At 35.2% G+C, this 22,010-nt stretch carries 18 protein-coding genes; 12 read left to right on the top strand and 6 right to left on the bottom strand.

Annotated features, from left to right (window positions below):
- Positions 1 to 274 precede the first annotated feature (274 nt).
- From WJM97_RS14500 to WJM97_RS14525, 6 genes are all read left to right on the top strand, one after another.
- The gene (locus WJM97_RS14500) at positions 275 to 1,366 is read left to right on the top strand and encodes a sulfate ABC transporter substrate-binding protein (RefSeq protein WP_353929506.1); all 1,092 of its coding nucleotides are present in this window, start codon (positions 275 to 277) and stop codon (positions 1,364 to 1,366) included.
- Positions 1,367 to 1,386: 20 nt separating this feature from the next.
- Positions 1,387 to 2,256: a sulfate ABC transporter permease subunit CysT gene (gene cysT, locus WJM97_RS14505; RefSeq protein ID WP_353929507.1), complete on the top strand. Its 870-nt coding sequence runs from the start codon at positions 1,387 to 1,389 to the stop codon at positions 2,254 to 2,256.
- Complete coding sequence (gene cysW, locus WJM97_RS14510) at positions 2,243 to 3,091, top strand: sulfate ABC transporter permease subunit CysW (protein ID WP_353929508.1); 849 nt, start codon at positions 2,243 to 2,245, stop codon at positions 3,089 to 3,091. The genes cysT and cysW overlap by 14 nt, the downstream gene beginning before the upstream one ends.
- Before the next feature lie 262 nt (positions 3,092 to 3,353).
- Positions 3,354 to 4,661, top strand: coding sequence for a glutamate-5-semialdehyde dehydrogenase (locus tag WJM97_RS14515; protein ID WP_353929509.1), 1,308 nt, complete (start codon positions 3,354 to 3,356; stop codon positions 4,659 to 4,661).
- 191 nt (positions 4,662 to 4,852) lie between these two features.
- Positions 4,853 to 5,404, top strand: coding sequence for a hypothetical protein (locus WJM97_RS14520; RefSeq protein WP_353929510.1), 552 nt, complete (start codon positions 4,853 to 4,855; stop codon positions 5,402 to 5,404).
- Positions 5,405 to 5,924: 520 nt separating this feature from the next.
- Positions 5,925 to 7,376: a SulP family inorganic anion transporter gene (locus WJM97_RS14525; protein ID WP_353933176.1), complete on the top strand. Its 1,452-nt coding sequence runs from the start codon at positions 5,925 to 5,927 to the stop codon at positions 7,374 to 7,376.
- Between the two features lie 34 nt (positions 7,377 to 7,410).
- Here the strand turns inward: WJM97_RS14525 and WJM97_RS14530 are convergent, their stop codons facing one another.
- Complete coding sequence (locus tag WJM97_RS14530) at positions 7,411 to 8,826, bottom strand: isochorismate synthase (RefSeq protein WP_353929511.1); 1,416 nt, start codon at positions 8,824 to 8,826, stop codon at positions 7,411 to 7,413.
- A 435-nt stretch (positions 8,827 to 9,261) separates the two neighbouring features.
- Between WJM97_RS14530 and menA the strand changes: the two genes are divergently transcribed.
- From menA to WJM97_RS14545, 3 genes are all read left to right on the top strand, one after another.
- Positions 9,262 to 10,161 (top strand): 2-carboxy-1,4-naphthoquinone phytyltransferase, encoded by a 900-nt coding sequence (gene menA, locus WJM97_RS14535; protein ID WP_353929512.1) that lies wholly within the window; start codon positions 9,262 to 9,264, stop codon positions 10,159 to 10,161.
- 210 nt (positions 10,162 to 10,371) lie between these two features.
- Positions 10,372 to 11,319 carry an o-succinylbenzoate synthase gene (locus WJM97_RS14540; protein ID WP_353929513.1) on the top strand — a complete coding sequence of 316 codons (948 nt, stop codon included), beginning with the start codon at positions 10,372 to 10,374 and terminating at the stop codon, positions 11,317 to 11,319.
- The gene (locus WJM97_RS14545) at positions 11,316 to 12,671 is read left to right on the top strand and encodes a 2-succinylbenzoate--CoA ligase (protein ID WP_353929514.1); all 1,356 of its coding nucleotides are present in this window, start codon (positions 11,316 to 11,318) and stop codon (positions 12,669 to 12,671) included. Before WJM97_RS14540 ends, WJM97_RS14545 begins: the two co-directional genes overlap by 4 nt.
- Here WJM97_RS14545 and WJM97_RS14550 read toward each other — a convergent pair whose 3' ends face one another.
- The 4 genes from WJM97_RS14550 to WJM97_RS14565 form a co-directional block, all read right to left on the bottom strand.
- A complete protein-coding gene (locus WJM97_RS14550; protein WP_353929515.1) occupies positions 12,672 to 13,121 on the bottom strand; it encodes a thioesterase family protein in 450 nt (149 codons plus the stop codon).
- Positions 13,122 to 13,201: 80 nt separating this feature from the next.
- The gene (locus tag WJM97_RS14555; RefSeq protein ID WP_353929516.1) at positions 13,202 to 14,293 is read right to left on the bottom strand and encodes a T3SS effector HopA1 family protein; all 1,092 of its coding nucleotides are present in this window, start codon (positions 14,291 to 14,293) and stop codon (positions 13,202 to 13,204) included.
- Between the two features lie 54 nt (positions 14,294 to 14,347).
- The gene (locus tag WJM97_RS14560; protein ID WP_353929517.1) at positions 14,348 to 15,586 is read right to left on the bottom strand and encodes an aminoglycoside phosphotransferase family protein; all 1,239 of its coding nucleotides are present in this window, start codon (positions 15,584 to 15,586) and stop codon (positions 14,348 to 14,350) included.
- Positions 15,587 to 16,030: 444 nt separating this feature from the next.
- On the bottom strand, positions 16,031 to 16,351 hold the full coding sequence (locus WJM97_RS14565) for a TMEM14 family protein (protein WP_353929518.1): 321 nt from the start codon (positions 16,349 to 16,351) through the stop codon (positions 16,031 to 16,033).
- Between the two features lie 73 nt (positions 16,352 to 16,424).
- Between WJM97_RS14565 and WJM97_RS14570 the strand changes: the two genes are divergently transcribed.
- The 3 genes from WJM97_RS14570 to WJM97_RS14580 all read left to right on the top strand — a co-directional run bounded on the left by WJM97_RS14570 (position 16,425) and on the right by WJM97_RS14580 (position 20,518).
- A complete protein-coding gene (locus WJM97_RS14570; protein WP_353929519.1) occupies positions 16,425 to 17,738 on the top strand; it encodes an ATP-binding protein in 1,314 nt (437 codons plus the stop codon).
- A 30-nt stretch (positions 17,739 to 17,768) separates the two neighbouring features.
- Positions 17,769 to 19,082, top strand: coding sequence for a tellurite resistance TerB C-terminal domain-containing protein (locus WJM97_RS14575; protein ID WP_353929520.1), 1,314 nt, complete (start codon positions 17,769 to 17,771; stop codon positions 19,080 to 19,082).
- A 110-nt stretch (positions 19,083 to 19,192) separates the two neighbouring features.
- Positions 19,193 to 20,518 carry an ATP-binding protein gene (locus WJM97_RS14580; RefSeq protein ID WP_353929521.1) on the top strand — a complete coding sequence of 442 codons (1,326 nt, stop codon included), beginning with the start codon at positions 19,193 to 19,195 and terminating at the stop codon, positions 20,516 to 20,518.
- A 22-nt stretch (positions 20,519 to 20,540) separates the two neighbouring features.
- Here the strand turns inward: WJM97_RS14580 and WJM97_RS14585 are convergent, their stop codons facing one another.
- The gene (locus WJM97_RS14585) at positions 20,541 to 21,950 is read right to left on the bottom strand and encodes a serine/threonine-protein kinase (RefSeq protein WP_353929522.1); all 1,410 of its coding nucleotides are present in this window, start codon (positions 21,948 to 21,950) and stop codon (positions 20,541 to 20,543) included.
- Positions 21,951 to 22,010: the final 60 nt, after the last annotated feature.

A 22,010-nucleotide genomic window follows, 5' to 3' on the forward strand; every position in this document is an offset into this window, starting at 1 on the left:
TTTTCTCAAATCTGTTTAAGCTAGGGTATCAAATTGTTGGGTATCTTGGGGGGATTTTTTTGTAGATTTATGGTGGTTATATAAGTGCTTATGGTGGCGTTGTAAGCTGCTGTGCATTTAATTTGTATAAGTCTAGCGGGCAAGATGCCTACATCACCCCATCACAAAGTCCACTTTCCCTATTGCATTTATCACCTGTATCTGCAATTATCTATGAATACAACAACTATGTACTGTATTCCCATCGGTTAACTGTAGATTCAAAGGAAAAAGAATGAGTTTGTGGCAACGTTCACTGCAACAATTACAACTTATCTTGAGGCTGAATTCACTGAGAAATTTTGTATCCTTGTTTTTGGTGGGGATGTTCTTGAGTGTAGCAGTAGCCGCTTGTTCTGGTGGAAATCAAACTTTAGAGAATGGCAAACCCAAAAACGTCGAATTTACTTTAGTCTCTTTTATTGTTACTAGAGATGCTTATAAAGCAATTATTCCTAAATTTATCGAAAAATGGCAACAAGAACACAACCAAAATGTAACTATTAGTCAAAGTTACGGTGCTTCCGGTTCACAAACTCGCGCAGTTATAGATGGTTTACCAGCAGATGTTGTTCACTTAGCATTAGGATTAGATACAGAAAGAATAGAAAAAGCAGGTTTAATTAAACCAGGATGGCAACGAGAATTTCCTAATAATGGTATTGTTTCTCAATCAGTAGCAGCATTAGTTACCCGTGCAGGTAATCCTAAAAATATTAATACATGGGCAGATTTACAGAAAGATGGTATCAGAATGGTGACAGCCGATCCGAAAACATCGGGGGTTGCCAGGTGGAATTTTGTAGCTTTGTGGAATTCAGCAATGATTAATAATCAAGATGAAGGAGAAGCAACTGAATTTGTGAGGAAGATTTATAAAAATGTCCCTGCATTAACTAAAGATGCTCGAGAAGCGACAGATGCGTTTTTGAAACAAGGTCAAGGAGATGCTTTAATTAATTACGAAAATGAAATAATTCTGGCACAACAGAAAGGGTTAAAAGTAAATTATACTATTCCTGATGTGAATATTTCTATTGATAATCCTATCGCTATAGTTGATCAGAATGTTGATAAACATAGGAATAGGGAAGTAGTAGCAGGTTTTGTGCAATATTTATTTAGTTCTGAAGCTCAAGTAGAGTTTGCAAAAGTGGGATTTAGACCTGTAAATAAGGAAGTTTATCAAACTCAAGAATTTATCAAAAAATATCCACAAGTCAAAACATTAGCAAAAATTCAAGACTTGGGGGGATGGGATGTTGTGCAAAAAAAATTCTTTGCTGATGGGGGTATTTTTGATCAAATTCAATCTAGAAATAGGTAATTGGTAATAGTTTTTGAATTATGAAAGCATCTATGACATTAGAAACTAACCGCAAAGTTCCTTTTTGGAAGGTATTTATAGATAATGTAATTCATCTACCTTGGACTTGGAGAATTACCATAGCATATTTAACTTTTATGCTATTAATGCCCATAACAGCTTTATTCTTAAAAGCTTCCACATTACCAACGGCTGAATTTTGGGAAATTGCCACTAGTCCTTTAGCATTAGCAACCTATAACGTTACCTTTATCACGGCGATATTAGCAGCTTTGTTAAATGGTGTGTTTGGTACTTTAATTGCTTGGGTTTTAGTGCGTTATGATTTTCCTTTAAAGAAGATATTTGATGCGACAGTAGACTTGCCTTTTGCTTTACCAACGGCGGTAGCTGGTTTAACTTTAGCAACGGTTTATAGTGAAAATGGTTGGATAGGTTCTTTTCTTGCACCTTTGGGAATTAAATTATCTTTTACTCGTGCAGGAGTATGGGTAGCGATGATATTTATTTCTCTACCTTTTGTAATTAGAACTGTTGAACCTGTACTCCAAGAAATGGAACATGATGTAGAGGAAGCTGCTTGGAGTTTGGGTGCTTCGCAATGGGAAACTTTTTGGAAAGTGATTCTACCACCTTTATTTCCGACAATTTTAACAGGGGTAGCTTTGGGTTTTTCTCGTGCGGTGGGTGAGTATGGTTCAATCGTAATTATTTCCTCTAATACACCTTTTCAAGATTTAATTGCGCCTGTTTTAATTTTCCAGAGATTAGAACAATATGACTATGCTGGCGCGACAGTTATAGGTGTGGTTTTATTGCTTATATCTTTGGTTTTACTATTAGGAATTAATTTTTTACAAGCTTGGTCAAGAAGATATGACAACAGATAATAAATTGAAGAAAAATCATCCTCAAAAAGCTAATTGGGTTCCTGGTGTTCTAATTGCAATTGCCGTTTCTTATTTAGCTTTGGTGCAATATATTCCGGCTATTAATGTATTTTTTCAGGCATTCAGAAAAGGTATAATTCCTTTTTTTGCTAACCTTTCTACACCGCAGTTTCTCCATGCAGCTTGGTTAACTTTGTTGTTAGCTGCAATTACCTTACCAATAAATACTGTCTTTGGTTTATGTGCAGCTTGGGCAATTACTCGGCATAAATTTCCTGGACGGGCTATAGTAATTAGTATTATTGATTTACCTTTTTCTATTTCACCTGTAGTCGCTGGTTTAATGCTGGTGTTAGTTTATGGTAAACGGGGATGGTTTGGTGGTTTTTTAGAAGCTACAGATTTACAAATTATCTTTGGTTTTCCGGGAATGTTGTTAGCTACAAGTTTTGTGAGTATGCCATTTGTAGCGCGGGAAGTTATTCCGGTTTTAGAAGAGTTTGGCAAAGATCAGGAAGAAGCTGCCAGAACTTTAGGTGCGAATGAATGGCAAATTTTCTGGCGTGTGACTTTACCTAGTGTGCGTTGGGGTTTACTCTATGGTTTAATTTTAACAAATGCTCGGACTATGGGTGAATTTGGGGCTATTTCTGTGGTGTCTGGGAATATTATTGGTAAAACCCAAACCTTACCTTTGTTTGTAGAAGATGCCTATAAACAATATGAAACAGAAGCAGCTTTTTCTGCTGCGGTATTATTAGCACTTTTGGCGGTAGTGACTTTGGTTTTGAAGGAAATTTTGGAAAGAAAAACTCATATTCAGGATGTGGAATAAAATAACCCTCTTTCATGACTCTAGGCAACCTAAAAGAGAAAAATACTTTTATAGGACTTACCCATGAGTTACAGAATTACGTATCGCTAAAGCAAAAGCTCCGCTAACGCGTAGCGTGTCGTTCGCATAGCGTTCCGAAGGAATAGACATACCGCAGAGGACACAGAGGAATAAGAGTTTAAGTGTTTTTTTGCGTAAGTCCTATTTTACCAATGACTAATGACTAATATTAAGATTGTTATGTTGTGAATTTATTTTTGTGATGACTACTATACAAGTTGTTTCTGCGTTGACTGAAATTGCCCAAAAAACCCGTTTAGCTGCTAGTAAGTTGGGGGTGCTTGCGAGTGAGGAAAAAAATCAGGCTATTGATGCGATCGCTTTGGCGTTAGAATCTGCTCAGGATGAAATTTTACAAGCAAATATAGCTGATTGTGAAGCTGCTGTAGCGGACGGTATTGCTAAACCCCTTTATAAACGTTTACAGTTAGATGAACATAAATTAAGAGATGCGATCGCCGGGGTACGTGATGTAGGAAAGTTAGATGATCCTGTAGGTAAGGTACAAATTCATCGGGAAATTGACACTGGTTTAGTTCTCAAACGCATTACTTGTCCTTTGGGTGTGTTAGGAATTATTTTTGAAGCTCGTCCCGAAGCAGCTATTCAAATTGTTTCCTTAGCAATTAAATCAGGTAATGGGGTAATTCTCAAAGGTGGAAAAGAGGCTTTACTTTCTTGTACAGCCATAGTTAAAGCCATTAAAAAAGGATTATCTAATACTGCTGTTAATCCGGATGCAGTGCAATTATTAACAACCAGATCAGAAATTTCTGAACTTTTAAAATTAGATAAATATGTAGATTTAATTATTCCCAGAGGTTCTAATTCTTTTGTGCAGTTTGTTCAAGCAAATACGCGCATTCCCGTTTTAGGTCATGCCGATGGAATTTGTCATCTTTATCTAGATCAAGCCGCTGATCTGGAAAAAGCAATTAATATCACTGTAGATTCTAAAATTCAATATCCAGCAGCTTGTAATGCCATTGAAACTTTATTGGTTCATCATAGTATTGCCTCTGAGTTTTTACCAAAAGTAGCTGAGGCTTTGCAAGCAAAAGATGTAGAATTAAGAGGTGATAAAAGAACTTTAGAAATTTTACCTAAGATTGAATTAGCAACAGCAGAAGACTGGGAAACAGAATATAGTGATTTGATTTTAGCAATTAAAATAGTTGATTCTTTTGAAGAGGCTATAAATCATATTAGTGAATATGGTTCACGTCACACTGAGGGAATTATCACCGAAGATATAACCACAGCAAAAACTTTTCAAGCTTTAGTCAATGCAGCGGGAGTTTATCATAACTGTTCTACCCGTTTTGCTGATGGTTTCCGTTATGGTTTTGGTGCAGAAGTGGGAATTAGTACCCAGCAAATGCCACCCCGTGGCCCTGTGGGTTTAGAGGGTTTGGTGACATATAAATATCAAATGTGTGGTGATGGTCATATTGTTAGTAACTACACTGGTGCAAATGCTAAATCCTTTACCCATCGGGATTTGGAATAGTATGGGTTTTGTGGTGTTGCTGATTAAGAATATGATTTTCTTTCACGCAGAGTCGCAGAGAGTAAGAGTTGAAAATTCTCGATTTCTCATTTTATACTCAAGTTCAGCAACGCTAGTTTTGTGGTGGGCATTGCTCACCCGACAAGTATTATTTATTTGTGTTAATTTAGTTAATAGAGTTGGTTAAATATATGTACAAGTACCTGTCTAAATTACTGGTGTTTTTGATAGCTGCAACTACATCACCATTGTTTTTATTGCCAAATACAGCTAAGGCAAATTGTTTAAATTATTGGATTCATCCGACTACAGGAAAAAAGGAATGTTTAGGAATAGATAATAGTTTCCCTAGAAGCAACAGACAGATATATTATGATGATGTAGAAATTATAGATGATTCTGCAAGTGGTGAGAAAAAATTTAGAATTCAACCCACTAGGTGCGGCGGATATAGGGTAAGGTTGGTTGATAAAGAGGATACAAAATCAAGGCAATTAAATACCTATTGGTTGGGAAATCGTAGTAATTTATCAATATTAGATTCATCTAGAAGATTAGATTCACGAAGGATGAGGTTTTATCCTGGTTATAGTAATAGGCATAACCGATCTCAAAGATATCAAAATCACCATCCAGTGAAGAGGGGAATTCAATCTAGGTTCAATGGTAATTATCAAAGATCAGGGGTATCTAAATTCAGTAGTTGTCAACGTTATTATCAACCTGATGGCAATTTAGATTAATTTTAATATGATCTTAGAGATATGTTTTAACCCACTCAGGTGGGTTTTGTCTTTGTAGGGGCAATTCATAATTGATCAGGTTAGCAGTTTGGTAGAGTTTTGAGGGGAATTCCTCGAAAAATTGTAGTGTAAGTTACGTTTTATCGAAGTTTTATCGCAAATTGTTTCAATATTGTGATATTGTTACTTTACATAAATAAATGATTTTGTAATTATTGAGTTAAGAATTCTGCATTTGACCGATGTTGAGTAATTCATGCTCGAATAGATATTGTGAAAGTGTCAGCAATTGCTATTAATTTTTATATTTCTGCATATTCTGCATACCATTAATAACCTTAATCACATCTAGAAGTTGTGTTTAAAGTGGGCTATGAAGCTGATAAACTTTTAATTTGCATCATGATAACAGGCAAAATACTGAATAAACAAGGGTTTTGAACCTGAGTATATTGCCAGTTAAATATTCAATAGATTTGTATTCACGGCATCAAAATTAGGAGGAAAATTGAACGGAACAATGATGAAACGAGAGTGGTTTTTTAACACTCAGCGAGATATTCTATCTGGTGCTTTGGTGGGACTGGCTTTAATTCCAGAGGCGATCGCTTTTTCGCTTATAGCTGGAGTAGATCCCAAAGTCGGCCTTTATGCTTCATTCATCATTGCGGTGATGACAGCATTTTTAGGAGGTAGACCAGGTTCTATTTCCGCCGCTACGGGAGCGATGGCACTGTTGATGATTGATTTGGTCAAAAATCATGATTTACAGTATTTATTCGCTGCCACCTTACTTACAGGCTTGTTTCAGCTAATGTTCGGGTTTCTGGAACTAGGGCGTTACATGAGATTTGTTCCCAGGGCGGTCATGATTGGTTATATCAACGCTTTGGCGGTGTTAATTTTTCTGGCACAGTTGCCCCAACTTACTAATGTTCCCTTTACTGTCTATGTATTAACAGCCCTATCTTTGGCGATTATTTACATTTTACCTCGCTTCACTACAGCTGTTCCTTCTCCTTTGGTAGCTTTAGCGGTAATCACAGTAGCGGCTATATTCCTAAAATTGGATGTTCCCACGGTGGGGGATATGGGACAGTTACCCAGTGCTTTACCGAGTTTTTCCTTACCCCAAGTACCTTGGACAGTGGAAACCTTAAATATTATTTTCCCCTATTCTCTCACCTTGGCAATTGTGGGTTTGCTGGCTTCATTTTTAACTGCTTCCCTAGTAGATGAAATGACAGACACCCCCAGCGATAAAAACCAAGAAGCCAAAGGACAAGGTATTGCTAATATTGTTACTGCCTTTTTTGGTGGGATGGCTGGATGTGGCATGATTGGTCAATCAGTCATTAATATCAAGTCTGGTGGTAGAGGGAGACTCTCAACTTTAGTGGCGGGAATTTTCCTATTAACTGTGATTTTACTTGGGCAAGGTTTGCTAGAAAAAATGCCGATGGCAGCATTAGTAGCTGTAATGATTATGGTGTCAATCGGTACATTTCGTTGGACATCTTTCCAAAATATTTATCGGATTCCCCGTACTGACACAGCCGTGATGTTAACGACAATGTTAGTGATTATTTTCACTCGTAACTTTGCCCTTGGTGTGTTGATAGGTATTCTGATGAGTGCAGTGTTTTTCTCCCGCAAAATTGCCCAATTGGTATTTGTGGATAAGGTATTAAAGGATAGTAATGACACTCATCGAATCTATAATGTCAGTGGACAAATTTTCTTTGTATCCAGAGATGAATTTTTAGAGTCTTTTGATTTTACAGAACAAGTTGAACGTATCACCATTGATTTAACTCATGCCCATTTGTGGGATCAAGGTGCTGCCGAGGTTCTTGATAAAGCCGTGCTGAAATTTCGCCGTAATGGCATAGAAGTAGAAGTTATTGGGTTAAATGAAGCCAGTGCTACTCTAGTCAATAAATTGACAAGTTTTCAGAAAGCTAAAGTTTAGAGAAAAACAGCATTTAACTGATTTCTAAATTTTCCTAAACTAAAGCTTTGAGTAATGCTTGTAATTTAAGTTGTACCTCTGCAAATTCTTTATCAGGATCAGAACCAGCTACGATACCAGCACCTGCATAAAGTCTAGCGCGATCGCCATCAATTAATGCTGACCGAATCCCGACAATAAACTCACAGTTTCCCTTTGCATCCACCCATCCCAAAGGTGCAGCATACAAACCCCTTTCAAAGCTTTCATAACGGCGAATTTCCGCACAGGCGATATCTCTAGCAGCACCAGCAACAGCCGGGGTAGGATGTAATTGGGCAACTATTTTTAAAGGGTGAATATTAGGGGGAACTACCGCAGTAATAGGAGTCCATAAATGTTGAATATTAGATAATTGTCGCAGACGTGGCGCGAGAACTTGTGGAAATAATCCTAGTTGTGAGAGGCGTTGGGTGATAAAATCAATAACTAGGTTATGTTCGTGTTTTTCTTTACTACTGTTAACTAAATTGTTAGCATTAGTTGCATCTTCTGTAGGAGTTTTACCTCTGGGTGCAGAACCTGCCAAAGCATCAGTAATTAATTGCTGGTTTTGAATACTAATCAGTCTTTCTGGACTAGCACCAATAAAGTTTTTACCTTGGCCATTGCTGCTAGAAAAGATATAACAATTGGGATGTAATTGTCGTAAGTTATTTAAGGATTTGAATAGGTTAAATGATTTACATGATCTGACATCTAAGGCATCTGCTAAAACAATTTTTGTTAAATGATTTGATTCTATTTTTTCTAAAGCTGATAATACTGAATGTTTAAAAGTAGCTGAGTTATTAATCTGGTTTTTGGTAAATTTAGCAGCAGAAATTTCAATGTTAGGGGAGTTGTTTGCTAAGGATTGTAAATTTTTAATTTTGGTTTGTAATTCTCTCAATATAGTGTGAATATTCACCCTAGAATGAATTAGATAATTGACAACTAAGCAGCAAGCTGAATTTTTAACTGCTACTTGTAATTTAGGTAAGAAAATAGTCGCAGATGGAAAGGGATAGTCTAATTGATAATGCTGATCAAAAAAACCAAAGCTACAAAAAAAGTGAGAACCAGCAAAAGGTTGATTAGTATTACCAAAGTTAATCACATTTTGCAGACAGTCTTTGATAAATTCTTCTGTTTGACTAAATCTATGCTTGCTAGTAATTTCTAGTTTGCTAACAGCGTCAATAGCTGCTATAGCTTCACCTTTACTTTTGTTCTCAAAGTAAAAATTTAATGTATTGGTTTGGGAATATTTATCCAATACAACTAAAGGATCTATAAAATCAATCGGTATGGAAATACTAACCATTTGCCGACTGTGGTTTTCATAGCACTTTTCTTGAACGGCTAACAATAATTGATGCAAATCTTTATAGTCTAAAAAGACACTGCTGCGACATGGTGAGATTGTCATGGATGTATAAGTTAATTTTTTTTAAGTTATCTTCCTAAAATGTGATGAGTTGTGGTCGTATTTCTATAGGTAGCATATCCTGTTACCTTTAACCAGCCTCAAGTTTACTTAGTTATGGGTTTTCCCAGATTAGCTAATGTTTATGGCTGAAAATGTCAAGTCAAGTTTTGTTAACTAGCAGTAAACCAACAATTACAAAATTAGCATTTTTTGGTAATTGACTAGCGTTAAGTGTGGGGGTAAATTCTAAAATATTAATGAGAATACAAAATTAAAATGAAGTTGTGGAAAATAATATTTTAATAATAATCAACCGCAGATAAACGCAGATAAACGCAGATGATGATAGATGAATTTATTGATTTTATAATTCCATTTGGTCTACTATAAAATTAGTAAAATCCAGTTTTTAGTAATTGAAATTTTCAAAAATTGATGACTACAAATCAGCTATTAATACCTAAGAGTAAATTGTGGATGGCGGCCATTAAACCGCCCATGTATAGTGTTGCAATTATGCCGATCTGGGTAGGTTCGGCTGTAGCGTTTGCAGATACGAATAATTTTAATGGTGTGATTTTTGCGGTTTTTATGACTGCGGCGATTTTCATTTTAGCTTGGGAAAATATCAGTAATGATGTGTTTGATTCGGAAACTGGTATTGATAAAAATAAACATCATTCTTTGGTGAATTTAACTGGTAGTAAACAGTTAATGTTTTGGTTGGGTAATTTGTTTTTGGTTTTGGGTTTGTTGGGAATATTGGCGATCGCCTTTTTGCAAACAGACCCCATGGTAATTGGATTGATTTTACTATGCTGCTTTTTAGGTTATATGTACCAAGGTCCTCCTTTTCGGTTAGGATATCAGGGTTTAGGGGAATTTCTCTGTTTTTTTGCTTTTGGGCCTGTGGGCATGAGTGCAGTATATTACAGTCAAACTCAAACTTGGTCAATTACTAATTTAGCAGCTTCTGTAATTGTGGGAATTGTTACCAGTTTAATTTTGTTTTGTTCCCATTTTCACCAAGTTGAGGATGATATAGCAGCAGGAAAGCGATCGCCAATTGTCCGTTTGGGAACTGCAAAAGGTGCAAAGGTTTTAGTCTGGTTTACAGCTATTATCTATCCTTTTATTTTGTTGTTTGTGGTCTTAGAATTTTTCCCAGTTTGGACGTTGTTAAGTTTTTTCAGTTTGATTTTTGCGTTTAAATTATGTCGTCATGTTTTAGCAAATCATCATTTACCTGATCAAGTTAGCAATTGTAAGTTTATTGCTGTTGCTGTCCAGTTTTGGAGTTGTTTGTTATTCGGTTTGGGTTTTATATTGGGGTAAGATGATTGGCGTTGCTGAATTGGCCTATGATTTTTGGATGTAGAGACGTTCCATGGAACGTCTCCACAAAGAACGTCTCTACAAAGGTGTTAAACGTATGGGAAATTATTTTCATCCCTAAAATCAGCAACATCAGATTATTTTTTGGGGTGGGTTTTCCCACCTTATTTATTTTTAACGAACCACAGAGACACAGAGTACACAGAGAAGATGGTTTATCAGTTCTTTTTTAAATATATTCAGCAAAAGTTTGTTCGTCCTGTTATTACTAATCATGGTATTTGGGAAACAAGGGAAAGTATTATTATTCGGCTAATTGATATGAATAATAATGTTGCTTTTGGTGAGGTTTCCCCTATTCCTGGGTTTGGTTCAGAAACTATAGAACAAGCTTTAGATTTTTGTCGTCAATTACCCACGGAAATTACTTCAGATATTATTTTTAATGTTCCCGATAATTTACCTTCCTGCCAGTTTGGATTTGAATCAGCATTAGATAATTTACAGGAAGATCAAGAATTTAAGAGTTATGAAAATTTGAATTATAGTGGTTTGTTACCAGCGGGTAAAGATGCTATTGATCAATGTTTTATTTTGTGGGAACAGGGATATAAAACTTTTAAATGGAAAATTGGTGTTGCGGAAGTAAATACAGAAATAGAAATTTTAAAGTTGTTAATTTCTCAGTTACCATCATCAGCAAAGTTGCGTTTAGATGCTAACGCTGGACTTAGTTATAATGATTCTAAATTGTGGTTGAAAATATGTGATCAGTTCCCTAAAAAAATTGAATTTCTTGAACAACCATTATCTGTTGATAAGTTTGCGGAAATGCTAGAGTTGAGTAATATTTATCATACAAAAATTGCCTTAGATGAATCTGTCGCTACATTACAACAACTAAAAGAATGTTATCAAAGGGGATGGCGTGGTATTTTTGTGATTAAACCTGGTATAGTTGGTTCACCATCAAAGTTAAAGAAATTTTGTCAACAATATCAAATTGATATGGTATTTTCATCTGTTTTTGAAACTGAAGTAGGTAGAAAAGCTGCACTAAAATTAGCAGTAGAATTATCTAATAATAACCGTGCTTTAGGTTTTGGTGTTAGTCACTATTTTAAAGAACAAAAATCAAACTGGTTAGAAAATTTATGAATGAACCTGGGGATTTTCTCAAACAGCTAAAAAATTATCATTGGTTAATTGTTGAAAATAGTCATGAATTTTATCAAATTGCTACAAATTTATATTTAGAATTAATTGAAATATCTCAAAATAGAACACCTCCAAAAATTATTTTAGCTGAACGTGAACCAGTTAGATTTTTAGCTAGTTTTATTGCTGCTTGTGCCGCTAAATGTCCCATTTTTTTGTGTAATCCCGACTGGGGAAAAAATGAATGGGAACAGGTTTTAAATTTAGTCCAACCGGATATTATTTGGGGATTTGATCATGAATTACCATCAGCAATTACCCATTACCCATTACCCATTAGCAATACTATCATGATTCCCACTGGTGGTTCATCGGGAAAGATTAAATTTGCTATTCATACTTGGGAAACATTAACAGCATCTGTACAAGGATTTAGAGAATATTTTCAAATTAATTCTGTTAACTCATTTTGTATTTTACCAATGTATCATGTCAGTGGTTTAATGCAATTTATGCGGAGTTTTACCACTGGGGGAAAATTAGTAATTACTTCATTCAAAGAACTTGAATCTCCATCAATAACTAATATCAATCTTAGTGATTTTTTTATATCTTTAGTTCCCACACAACTACAACGTTTATTAAAGAATCCAGAATTAACAACTTGGTTAATTCATTTTAAAACCGTACTTTTAGGAGGTGCGCCACCATGGGAAGAATTATTAGAAAAAGCCAGATTTCATCAGATTAGATTAGCACCTACCTATGGGATGACAGAAACAGCTTCTCAAATTGCAACTTTGAAACCTGACGATTTTTTAAAAGGTAAAATTAACAGTGGTAAAATTCTTCCCCATGCAAAGATAACAATTAATGATTTAACAGGAGATATTAATATTCAAGCTAAATCTTTAGCTTTAGGTTACTATCCCCAACTTTGGGAAAATTCCCAGAATTTATTAGTTGATGATGTTGGTTTTTTAGATGCAGAAGGATATTTACATATAATTGGACGTAGTAGTAATAAAATTATTTCTGGTGGTGAAAACATTTACCCAGAAGAAATTGAAGCAGTAATTAGACAAACAAACCTAGTTATAGATGTTTGTGTAATTGGGATAGTTGATCAAATTTGGGGACAAGCATTAACAGCTATTTATATTCCTAAAAACCAAAATATTTCCAGTTTAGAAATTAAAAACCAACTCAAAACCCAACTAAGTAAATTTAAAATTCCCAAACATTGGATTTCCCTACCGAACTTACCCCGCAATAGTCAAGGTAAAATCAACCGTCAACAACTGCAAAAAATCGCCAGGAATTTTATTGATAACTCCTCTCACAATTCCTAATTACATAATCTCCTCCCTAGACTTTCTTCTCTCTGCACCCTCTGCGTCTCTGCGGTTCGTTTCTAACCAAAAAATAATCTCATCTGGTAATTCCTGCTTACTACGACTATTCACATCTATACAAACGTGCCTAGTCATAGCCTTAGCAACCATTACCTCATTTACGGTAATTTCATAGGCAATGTTAAATTTATCAACACTTATTTTCTGTGGTATTAAACTAATCATTAAATCATCACCGCAATACATGGGACGTAAAAAATCTACATTTGCGTGAACGATAGGAAAAGCAACAGAAGGGTGTGTAAAAAAAGTTTTGATATTTATACCAGATTGCCGTAGTGATTCTTCGTAAGCCTCATGACAGATACTTAAACTATTAGCAAAATAAACCACTCCAGCAGCGTCAGTATCTGGAAATCTCACAGTTCTTTGATAGGTAAAAATCATCTTCTCAAAAACCTCAATTAAAATAAAAAGCAGGTTGAAAATACCTGCTAGACAAGTTTATTTTACTCTAATAACAACCATTAACAATTTAAAGGGATGTATATATCTTCAGAATTGGGATTAAGATAGGGATGCTGAATATCAATTAAATGCTGGGCAAAATGCTCATCTATAATTCGCATCCTTTGTTCAATGGCATTTTTACCTTTTTCCCAAGCTTCCAATAAAGCATTAGCAACAATTTGACAACGGTTCATCCCAAAACTTTCTTGTGCTGTAAACGTCTGATTTGGTTCTTCTGCTAAACTCAGTCCTGGGGCTAAAAATTTGGTAAATAGGGGAATTTCTGGAGAAAAATAACCTTGATATTGTTGATAAACTTTCTGAAGAATTTGATGAATTACTGGATAATTTTCTCTTTCAAAGTGAAGTACACCAGCGTCATAACGTCCATAGTTACCAGGGTTATAAATAACTTGGAAACTAAAAGGAATGTTAGCTTGATTAAGTTGTTTTGTGAGGGTATCCATGAGAGCGATTGCACCTAACGGAGTGATATTAAAATAAATTCTCCCCACTCCTGAGTTCGTTTCTGTTGTAATTTGCTGTTCCTGTCCTAAATTACTAACTGCTACATAATAACCATTTTGAAGGCGATTTCTAGGCATCCAAATATCAATTAAATTCCCAACTTTCAGAGACTTTTTCTGCTTTTTGAGATAACATTCCGGTTCAACATATAATGTCAGGTTATTTTTAGTAACGGCGATACTATGATCTGGTTCTATTCTTAACACTTGCCAGTGGGAATCATAATGGCCATTACCATGATTATGTTGATGTAATTGCTCATAAAAATCCCAATCAATGCCTAGATGATAATTTGCTTCTAAACTCTTTTGGGGTGAGTAATTTTGGACTTGAGTATTTACTGATAAAATTTGTTGTAGTGAGCCATTGTAATAGATACCATGGACAAAATTTCTTAACAGTAGAGCTAGATATTTATGCTGTATATCTTGTGAATTTTGTTGAAATCTATTAGCTACTGTGACAGGGAGTGAAAAAGGTTGATAATTAGGGTGTTGAATCGAAAAGTTAGGCGAAATCTGAATATTGGTGGCAATATCAAATAAAGAGTTAAGAATTTGCTTGGTAGAGCTATCTAACATTAATAAATTTGCACCTCCAAAGTTAGAGTATTCTCTAAAATACTATCTATAAATTTAACAACCGCGCAGACGTGTTTTTTCGTAATAAATCCTGAGTAGTTGCTTTTCTTGTGTAGGTTGAGTGGTGGTTTTAAACCCGGTAATAGGTTGCAGAATTTCGGAGAGAGAACTACCAAAAATAGTTAATACTGCTTGTTCTGGCATTGTTAACAGGCTTTTAGCAACTTCTAACATACATAAGTGGCGATTATCAAAGTATTTGTGATACTCCATCGCATTTTGAATGTGATGTGTTAGTGCTAAACCTGTGAACTGAATTACACGCAAAATAAAGTCCTGATGGTAATCCAAAATCATAGGAAAATTATGAATATAAGTGCGGATTACTGCCAAAATTGAAGGTTGAATCACCTCTAAAGGGATGATTGCTAAATGTAGAGATTCTTCTAATTCTAAACTGGGATCTGTAACTAAACTAGATAGCCAAACTTTGATATAACTGGCTAATAAAGTACCCAAGTCAAAAGCTGGATCTCCCCAAGCGCAAGCTTCCCAATCTATAAACTTCACTAAACAATTATCTAGTTGTTGCCAACGGGAATGAAGTAAAATATTGTTTAACTGTAAATCGTTGTGAGTTAAACAACAAGGTTTCCATTCATAAGCTAAGTCAGCGATCGCTGATTCTAAACTTTCATATTGCTGATAAATAGCATGAAATTTAAGTGCTTCGGTGGGAATCTTACCAAAAATGTCTTGATTAATGGAACTTATTCCCTGAGCAGGGTTGTAATAACGATAACGAAATTCTCCCTGGGGAGCAGTATCCATGAAATCACGGTACTCTCTTTTTTGGCAGGTGGAACGATGTAATCCTGCTAATGTAGCACCGATGGCGTTAGCAATTTCCAGAGGGAAAATACCGTTATTTTCATAAAATTTCTCCAATTCCATGTACTCACTGAAGTAGTTACGGATGAGGAGAGAATTTTCTAGATCAAAATGGAGCAATGATGACGATATTGCGGAGATGTTACCAAGAACTGGGAATTTCTGGAGTAATTCATGAAATAGCCACTCATTAAAAAATTCATGGGTGCTGCTATCAGCATGGGTGTGATTTTCTTGTTTAACCAGTAGTTGATGATCATCTGCTAGTTTTACCAGTAAATTCCGATTGTTCCTGCCACTTCCTAACCATTCATGTTCATATAATGCCCCATCTTCTACGCTATACAGACCTGCATTTTGCAGATACTGGATAACATTTTCAGAAGACAGTGATAATCTCATGTATTATTTTCCTAGTCGCTTAAATTGCTGAGAGAATTACTTAGGTAAGGGCTGATTTATGCTGATAAAGATTGGGTAGATAGCTACAAGGTAGCAAATCTTAAATCTTGATTGTTACTCTCTAGTAATATCTTATTTATGTGCTGAAAACCTGCCAAAATGGCAAAATTACCTTTATTTTTCCTTTAAAGTATACTGACAATAGCATAAAATCTTTACACTACTGATAATACTAACTCTAGTATATATAGAGTTTTATATCTCCATCTTCTTGATAGTAATTTTTACTAATTAGTTAATCAATCTCCATAGATATTTTCCACTCTCCAAGAGTTTTTTTGCTGTCCCCTTGGATATGTCATAAAAATTACGCTCTATTTTTTGATATATTTGTACTATCAAAGAAATGATCGGCAGGTAAATATTGCAATTTACACCATTATACTACTGAGGAGAGAAAATTTGATTAACCATGATTACTAAAGCCAAGACACCAAAAATAACCATCAATCCTGCGGGCATAAATTTACGTGTTTTAGCAAATCTAAAGGCAAAGAAAATTACTAAAAATCCAGTGATAAAACCTGCTAAAGTTAAACCCCAGGTGAGTCCTTGTAGTTGGCAGTAAGCAGCAATGATTATGGATAAACCACTAATAGTACCACTAATGAGGGAAACTTTACTTTTAACTTGAATGTAGCCAATGATGCCACCAAATAAGACTAAAATGCCGTAGCTAAAAGCGGCAATTATACCTAAATTCATTGTTACAGCCTATGTTGATTGAGATTTTACTTTTAGAGTTAGCAGACAATTACAGTTAATGGATGATCAGGGAATGTCTACCGTTCACACCAAAGTTCAATTTTTTCAGCGTCAAGCAGCATCTCTGTTACTTTACCAGTCAGTGTTGCAAGGCAAAGTAGCGATCGCCTTTCTAGATTTGCTACAAGCTATACGTTACACTGACGCAGACGGCCGCGACTGTCTCCAAGCATACGGTAATTATTTTCAAGCTTTGGCAGCCAGTCAACAAACTTGGGAAGAATACCTAATAAATCAAATTCTCATTGCCGATAACCCCTTTACTAGACTAGCTCAACAGCGAGAATTTACTGATTTACCAATGGCGTTAGTTGCAGCGGCAAAACATGATCTACAAGTATTACAAGATTTATATGAGTGTAACAGTGCAGTTTTGAGTGAGTGGGTACAAATTATATCTCATTTGCCAGTTTCTCCCGTTGTCTGGTATCAAGAACCTGAACATCCGGCAATTGATAGCAACTTGGTTGAATTTTGGCAACAGTTAGAAACTTGGGGGGATGCAGTTTCAGATTTAGCCAGTTATTATCATCAGCACGGAACAGGTTTATTTGCTCAATATCGGGCTTTTAGATGGCAAAATGAACAATTGATCGGTATTTCCTATCCAGATCCGGTTAAACTTAATACCCTGGTAGCTTATGACTGGCAAAAAGAAACCTTGCTAAAAAATACCAAGTTTCTACTGTCGGGACAACCAGCCCTACACGTATTACTCTATGGTAGTCGGGGTTCAGGTAAATCCTCTTTAGTAAAATCCTTACTAAATGAATATAGCAAACAAAATTTACGCTTAATTGAGGTCGCAAAATCTGAATTGCATCACCTACCGAAAATTGTCGAACAGTTGCGAGGAGTACCACAGAAATTTATTATCTTTGTAGATGACCTTTCCTTTGAAGAGGATGATAATGCTTTTAAAGCCTTGAAGGTAGTTTTAGAAGGAGGTATAACCGCTAGACCGGAAAATGTAGTAGTGTATGCTACATCTAACCGTCGCCACTTAATTAAAGAGTATTTTAGTGATAGACCTACCCCTAAAGATAAGGAAGAAGTTCATGGTTGGGATACAATGCAGGAAAAGCTTTCCTTTAGTGATCGCTTTGGACTGACCTTAACCTTTGAAGCCGCAGATCAAACAACATATTTACAAATAGTCCAGCACTTAGCAACACAAGCGGGCATTAATATTAACCAGGAAGATTTAGAATACAAAGCTTTACAATGGGCCACTCGCCACAATGGCCGTTCTGGCCGGACAGCAAAACAATTTATTGACTTTTTAAAAGCGGATTTATCTGCCCATAATCATAAAAATCAATCATAATTACTGACATTCAAAAAGACGTGAAAACTGATGACTTTAATTACTACTAATTCCCATCAGGGTACTACGATCAAAACCAGCAAAATGCAATCAGGAGCAGTCAGCAATAGAGTAATTTTAGGTATAGCTGCCTTCAGCGTAAGTTTTGGTTTAAGTCTTGTCCCTAATTGGGATATTACACAAGCCTTAATCACAGGTATAATTACCGTATTAGCAACCTATTCAGCCGCCCTATTTGTTGATAAGAGACGCAGAAACTATGAGCTACTTGTTTTAAATTCCCTCCATAGAAAAATCCGAGAGCTAGAAGGTTTAAAATATCGAATTGTTAGAGAAATTCAGCAAGTAGAACAGCATAAAATCATTCTCTACACAGAATCACAAAATCTACAAAATCAAATTATAGACTCTCGGAATCAAAGAGATAGTATTCATAGAGACTTAGGTAGTTTTGCCGCACAAAAAAAGCAATTAGAAGTAGAGATACTTCATCTAAAAACCGAACTAGAACAAATAAATAATAATACCGCAGAACTTAAACAATACTGTTCTGATCTAGCGGCAGAAAAACGCCGTCTAGAAGTTAATTGTAACGTCTCCCGTGCCGAAGTAAATCAAACGCAAGCTCAAATTGAAGCCCTTAAACAAGAAAAACAAGAAATTGAAAACAATCTAATTTTATCTAATAGACTCAAACCCCAACTAGAAGAAAAACTTCATGAATTACGTGTAGAAGTTGAAACATTAGAGACTAAAATATTTACTCAAACCAACTCGCTACAAGATACTATAAAAAATCAGGAAGTCATAGCAAATAACATCAAAAAATTACAAGAAAATAGACAATTACAAACAGAAGAAATAAACCAATTACAAAATCAAATTTCCTTACTACAAGATGAGCGAGATTCATTACAAAACGAAGTATGGGAGCTACTACAAAACTTAGAAAATCTAAGTCAAGAACAATCCAACGAATATTTACCAGAAAATGAAATTGAACTATTTCCCTTTGATGAACTTTTAGAAGTAACAGAACCTCATCAAAACAGTAATGAAAACTTACCCCCAGAATGGAATAAATTTTTAGATAACGTAGAATCTCATCAAATCAAAATATTAAAAGCCATAGTTCAGCAAGATGATACCAAAGCAGTGCTTAAACAAATTGCAGAAACACAAATAACCATGCCAAACCTGCTGATAGATTCTATTAATGAAATAGCTGACAATACCATCGGAGAACTCATCCTAGAAACCAGTGAAGAAACACCAGAAATTTATCCAGAACATTTGCTAAAAGTGCGAGAAATCATCAAAATTTATGACCAATCAGTAAGGTAAGTCCGCATCCAAATTAGTCAGATTTACTATCACTATAATATTGAAAATTCGACACATCTGATATACTATTCATCAACAAGATATCTTGACAATCAACTAATATCAGATACATGACAAAACAAAAAATATCAAAAAAAGTATCCACCGCTTTAATCAATTCCCTTGGTGCAGGAGTAGTCCCCAGAGTAGGACTAGAACACATAGCAGTAGGTAGAGAAAAAGAACTAAATAGTCTCCTCCAAAATCTGAATGACATATCAGAAGGTGTAGCCGCATTTAGATTTATAATTGGTAACTATGGTTCAGGTAAAAGCTTCATCTTACAAATGCTACGTAACCGAGCCATGGAACAAGGATTTGTAGTTGCAGATGCTGACCTATCCACTGGACGCAGACTAGCAGGAAGTCACAACGAAGGGTTAGCAACCTATCGAGAATTAATGAGTCATTTAGCTACAAAAACTCGACCTGATGGTGGTGCTTTAGTGGCAATTTTAGAAGGATGGATTAACAAAATTCAACAAGAAGTAGTCAAAGAAACAGGAATGCGTCCTAACGACGAAGGTTTTGATGAACAAGTAGAAACAAGAATTAGGGAAGTAGTTCACTATATTGAAGACTTAGTACACGGCTTTGATTTTGGTAATGTCATTATTGCTTATTGGCGTAGTTATCGCTTAGATGATGATGAATTAAAAAATGCCTCTTTGCGCTGGTTAAGAGGAGAATTTAATACTAAAACAGAAGCCAGAACAGCTTTAGGAGTGCGGGTAATTATTGATGATGAAACTTGGTATGACTACATTAAATTATTAGCTAAATTTGTCGCTGAAATAGGATATAAGGGATTATTAATTTTAGTAGATGAAGCCGTTAATTTATATCAAATTTCTACCACCGTTACCCGTGAGAAAAACTACAATAGATTGCTAGGAATGTTTAATGATACCATGCAATGTAAAGCCGAACATTTGGGTATTTTCATAGGTGGAACAAGCCAATTTTTAGAAGACCCAAATAGAGGACTTTTTGCTGACCCAGCTTGGCGTAGACGTACCAAAGAAAGCCGATTTGTCACCCAAGCCAACACACAAGAATATTTGGGGCCAGTGATTCGACTTAACCCATTATCTACTACAGAAATACTTACTCTTTTACAACGCCTCATAGAAATTCATAGTCTTAACTTTGGTTATAAACCAACATTAAATGACAGTAATTTACAAGCATTTATTCAAGAAATAACTACTCGTTTAGGTGCAGAAGCATTACTTACACCAGGGGAAATTGTCCGTGATTTTATTAGTATTTTGAATGTTCTTTATCAAAGTTCAGAAATTCAATTTAATGAATTAATTCACGGTACTAATTTTAAACCCACCGTTGCTGGTGAAGATAGAAATTTAGATGATAATATCGCAGAATTTAGCCTTTGATTTACAGTTGCTTTTCACCTATTTACTCCTGAACAATTGGTAAACCTAACCAGTCACTAAGTTCTTGAGCTAACCAATCAAGTTCTAAGGTACTAATAGAAAACATCTTATCCTTACTAGTATGAATTTCATACTTTATTAATCCTGCCCAAATAATTAAATAAGGTTGAGGAGTCATATTATAATATGTGATACTACGTTGTAAACGAATAATGTTTTTCCTCGCACTAGGAATTGTCGTATATCTTCTCATCCCAAATAATTCATGAGATAAAGAAATGTATTTCCTATTAATCAAAAGTCTTTTTCTCCCAAATTTACCCATCAAGACCACAAAAAATAACATAAATATATGAAGTGGAAGTAATAAGGTTGATAAAATACCCAGCAGAGGACCAAAAAATATTAGTGTTATATAAATTGGAATCACTGAGATAAAATACCAAATCAACATTACACCCAATTTAGATATTCCTCCTTGGGGGGGAATAATAATTTCAAGAAACTCAGTAGTTTGATTAAAAAAAATCTGGCTAGCAAAAGGTTTTTCTAAAGTGAAATCAAAATTATTAATAGGAAGATGAATTTGATTATTTTGTCTTGGTTGTTGTCTTTGTAAAGCTGCTAATGCTTTATCCGCAGAAGCCATACGTTGACTTAAAATTGGTTGAGTCATTTTTTGCAACCAACTACTAAAATGAGGAGTAATATTAGCAAATTCTTTAAATTGAATAACTAAATCTTGTTGTGGTAAATCTGCTGGATGTTGACCTGTGACTAAATAAATTAAAGTTGCACCCAAACCATAAAGGTCAGAAGCTGGAGTAGCTTTTCCACTAAATTGTTCCGGTGGCATATATCCATAACTACCAACAACAGTCATGGTACTATTAGTTCTGACAATAGTCTGTACTGAACCAAAATCAACTAAATAAACATCACCAACATTGTTACCAGAACGATTGGTTAATAAGATATTACTAGGTTTGATATCACGATGAATTACAGGAGGTTGCTGACTGTGTAAATATTTGAGAATTTCTAGTAAAGCTGTTGCTAATTGTTTAACTTCTTGTTCGTTAAAACTACGTCCTGCTTTTATTTGAGTTTCTAAAGATTGAGCAGGAATATAGCTTTGCACAAGTGCAAATCCTTTGTAGTTGGGAGCATCTAATTCAAAATAGTCTAAATAGCGGGGAATTGCCGGATGAGAAATTGATTTTAGGGTTTCTGCTTCCCGTTCAAATAACTTTAAGTCTTCCCATTGAAATTCATCATCAAATGTCAAGAGTTTAACTACAACTAATTCCTGTGTTTGTAAATCACGAGTTAGTAATGTCCTGCGTCCAGCTTTTTTCCCTAATTGCTGTTGTACTTCGTAGCGTTCTAATAAAATTTCTTTAGTAAAATCACCTAAATCTTGTTTTGTCATTTTCTTAACCTCACAACTTTGTTAAGTTATCAATTGATTATACCTTGCTAATTATACTCT

Source organism: Okeanomitos corallinicola TIOX110, from assembly GCF_038050375.1.
GTDB lineage: Bacteria > Cyanobacteriota > Cyanobacteriia > Cyanobacteriales > Nostocaceae > Okeanomitos > Okeanomitos corallinicola.

What these genes read in the sequence shown, in the direction of transcription:
- WJM97_RS14500 (WP_353929506.1), top strand. Translation starts at nt 275, where the DNA reads ATGAGTTTGTGGCAACGTTCACTGCAACAATTACAACTTATCTTGAGG.
- cysT (WP_353929507.1), top strand. Translation starts at nt 1,387, where the DNA reads ATGAAAGCATCTATGACATTAGAAACTAACCGCAAAGTTCCTTTTTGG.
- cysW (WP_353929508.1), top strand. Translation starts at nt 2,243, where the DNA reads ATGACAACAGATAATAAATTGAAGAAAAATCATCCTCAAAAAGCTAAT.
- WJM97_RS14515 (WP_353929509.1), top strand. Translation starts at nt 3,354, where the DNA reads ATGACTACTATACAAGTTGTTTCTGCGTTGACTGAAATTGCCCAAAAA.
- WJM97_RS14520 (WP_353929510.1), top strand. Translation starts at nt 4,853, where the DNA reads ATGTACAAGTACCTGTCTAAATTACTGGTGTTTTTGATAGCTGCAACT.
- WJM97_RS14525 (WP_353933176.1), top strand. Translation starts at nt 5,925, where the DNA reads ATGATGAAACGAGAGTGGTTTTTTAACACTCAGCGAGATATTCTATCT.
- WJM97_RS14530 (WP_353929511.1), bottom strand. Translation starts at nt 8,826, where the DNA reads ATGACAATCTCACCATGTCGCAGCAGTGTCTTTTTAGACTATAAAGAT.
- menA (WP_353929512.1), top strand. Translation starts at nt 9,262, where the DNA reads ATGACTACAAATCAGCTATTAATACCTAAGAGTAAATTGTGGATGGCG.
- WJM97_RS14540 (WP_353929513.1), top strand. Translation starts at nt 10,372, where the DNA reads ATGGTTTATCAGTTCTTTTTTAAATATATTCAGCAAAAGTTTGTTCGT.
- WJM97_RS14545 (WP_353929514.1), top strand. Translation starts at nt 11,316, where the DNA reads ATGAATGAACCTGGGGATTTTCTCAAACAGCTAAAAAATTATCATTGG.
- WJM97_RS14550 (WP_353929515.1), bottom strand. Translation starts at nt 13,121, where the DNA reads ATGATTTTTACCTATCAAAGAACTGTGAGATTTCCAGATACTGACGCT.
- WJM97_RS14555 (WP_353929516.1), bottom strand. Translation starts at nt 14,293, where the DNA reads ATGTTAGATAGCTCTACCAAGCAAATTCTTAACTCTTTATTTGATATT.
- WJM97_RS14560 (WP_353929517.1), bottom strand. Translation starts at nt 15,586, where the DNA reads ATGAGATTATCACTGTCTTCTGAAAATGTTATCCAGTATCTGCAAAAT.
- WJM97_RS14565 (WP_353929518.1), bottom strand. Translation starts at nt 16,351, where the DNA reads ATGAATTTAGGTATAATTGCCGCTTTTAGCTACGGCATTTTAGTCTTA.
- WJM97_RS14570 (WP_353929519.1), top strand. Translation starts at nt 16,425, where the DNA reads ATGTCTACCGTTCACACCAAAGTTCAATTTTTTCAGCGTCAAGCAGCA.
- WJM97_RS14575 (WP_353929520.1), top strand. Translation starts at nt 17,769, where the DNA reads ATGACTTTAATTACTACTAATTCCCATCAGGGTACTACGATCAAAACC.
- WJM97_RS14580 (WP_353929521.1), top strand. Translation starts at nt 19,193, where the DNA reads ATGACAAAACAAAAAATATCAAAAAAAGTATCCACCGCTTTAATCAAT.
- WJM97_RS14585 (WP_353929522.1), bottom strand. Translation starts at nt 21,950, where the DNA reads ATGACAAAACAAGATTTAGGTGATTTTACTAAAGAAATTTTATTAGAA.